Annotated in this window: 1 protein-coding gene; it reads right to left on the bottom strand. The window is 66.8% G+C overall.

Annotated elements, in window-relative coordinates:
• The coding region (locus tag AAHM41_RS40230) for an IS630 family transposase (RefSeq protein WP_342242264.1) at positions 1–1,046 on the bottom strand (1,046 nt) is incomplete at its 3' end.
• Positions 1,047–1,102 lie beyond the last annotated feature (56 nt).

The following is a 1,102-nucleotide window of genomic DNA, read 5'->3' as shown; positions in this document are numbered from 1 at the left end:
CTGAGCTTGGCGAGGATGGTGTCGGCGGGCTTTGTCCAGACGAAGGGGATGGGGTCTGCATTGTGGCGCTGGAGGTAGGCACGAATGGTGGCCTGGAGGTCAGCGACAGACCTGAAGACGCCGCGGCGGATGACGCGGCGGGTGAGGACGGAGAAGAAATTCTCGACGGCGTTGAGCCAGGAGCCGGAGGTCGGTGTGAAGTGGAACACCCAGCGCGGATGATCGGCGAGCCAGTCCAGGACCTTGGGATGCTTGTGGGTGGCATAGTTGTCCAGGACGGCATGGACGAGCTTGCCGGCGGGGACGGCGCGTTCGACCGCATTGAGGAATTTGATGAAGTCCTGGTGGGTGTGTTTGGGCATGCAGCGTCCGACCACGGTGCCGTGAAGGACGTCGAGGGCGGCGAACAGGGTGGTGGTGCCGTTGCGCTTGTAGTCATGGGTCATGGTCCCGCACTTGCCCGGCTTCAGCGGCAGGCCCGGTTGGGTGCGGTCGAGGGCCTGGATCTGGCTCTTCTCATCGATGGAGACGACGACGGCGTGGGCCGGCGGGTTCATGTAGAGGCCGACGATGTCCTCGACCTTGGCGGCGAAGGCCGGGTCGTTGGATCTCTTGAAGGTGCGGAGGCGATGGGGCTGCAGCCGATGGGCCTGCCAAATGCGCTGGACCGAACTCAGCGACACGCCGACGGTCCTGGCCATCAGCCGTCCGGTCCACTGGGTGACCGGCCCGGGCGGTTCGGTGCAGGTCAAGGCGACGATCCGGGCGACCAGGGACGACGGCAGCGGCGCGGTGCCGGGCTTGCGGGTCTTGTCGCGCAGCAGGCCGTCGACGCCCTCTTCGGCAAAGCGCTGCTGCCAGCGCCAGACCGCCGGGCGGCTGACGCCGGCGCGGCGCGCCACTTCCAGCACCGGCAATCGGTCGCCGGAGAACAGCACGATCCGGGCGCGCTGCACGTGCTTGTGGGGGCGGTTGCGGTCGCCGGCGATCTGTTCAAGACCGAGCCGGTCGGTCGTGTTCAGGAGGATGCTCACGGTCTGGGCCATGGCCCCAGATTCGCATGCCCTCCTCCCCTTGTGAATCTCCTGTCTGCTTCAATGCA

The sequence above is a fragment of the Inquilinus sp. OTU3971 genome (assembly GCF_038440215.1).
The sequence above is the reverse complement of the archived record's forward strand: the minus strand, read 5'-3'. Positions and strand labels throughout refer to the sequence as shown.